Source organism: Neobacillus drentensis (genome assembly GCF_036965245.1).
Taxonomy (GTDB): domain Bacteria; phylum Bacillota; class Bacilli; order Bacillales; family Cytobacillaceae; genus Neobacillus; species Neobacillus drentensis_G.
In genome coordinates this window covers 1-1,017 of sequence record NZ_JBALPG010000219.1, presented here as the reverse complement: position 1 = coordinate 1,017, position 1,017 = coordinate 1, and the positions used below count along the sequence as shown (strand labels likewise).

Annotated in this window: 1 protein-coding gene; it reads right to left on the bottom strand. The window is 33.0% G+C overall.

The annotated features are described in order from the left end of the window. A partial coding sequence (xerS, locus tag V7150_RS25705; RefSeq protein WP_335523963.1) for a tyrosine recombinase XerS occupies positions 1 to 957 on the bottom strand: 957 nt, incomplete at its 3' end. Positions 958 to 1,017: the final 60 nt, after the last annotated feature.

Below are 1,017 nucleotides of genomic sequence, written 5' to 3'. Positions count from 1 at the left end.
GTTAATTTCTGCGTGGTATCTGGTAGCAAACGAATGTCTTAGCTTATGCACGGATAAAGATGGTTTGCCAAATGCCTTTGCATATTTTTCAATTAGTTTTTCAACAGATCTCGCAGTAAGCCTCCGTGATTTTCCTTTCGGTCCCATTGGAGCTGAAATAAATAATGCTTTATTTGTCTTATCTACCTGATACTTAGCTGTTCTAATAGATAGGTATTCTTTTAGATCAGCCATTGCAACCTGGCTAAAATAAACTAATTGTTCTTTATTTCCTTTTCTAATGACTCTTACACAATACTTACTAAAATCGATATCGTCTAACTCAATGCCAACTAACTCCGAGAGACGCAGTCCTGATCCGAGTATTAACGATACAATCGCTGTATCTCGTTCCTTATTTAGCTGATAAAAGTTACTGATTTTTTTATTATCCTTGTTCAATTCACCGTATTCAATGGCAACAAATAAGCGGAATTTCTCATACTCATCGCCAAGTAAGATTTTTCCTTCCATTTTATTTGCCTTCGTTTCCATGCTGTCTTTTACTTCATTAAATTCAATCTTTGCCATTACATTACGATTAATATATGGCTTTAAATCAGGTGTTTCTGCAATATTTTGCAGGTAATTAAACAGTGATTTTAACGCAGATAACTTTCGATTCACGGTTAGTTCTTTATTATTTAATTGGTAGTGAAGATAGTTTAAAAAATTTTCAACCTCTAAAACCGTCATGATCTCCAAACGATCCAACGGGATTTCCTTAATGCTGCCGTTCCATAACTGTTCACTAATCATCCAATTGAAGAAGATCTTATAATCGTGACAGTAATTAAACAACGAAGCTGTAGAAAGTTTTCTTAATTTATGATTGATATATTCTTCAACATACCAGGGTAATTCATGAAGTAAGGTTTGCAGTTTTTTAAAATTAGTTTGTTTTACCTGATTTACCATGATAACACCTCACTTCTATTTTATCTCACTACAATTATTACGTCAAATTTATATTTTACG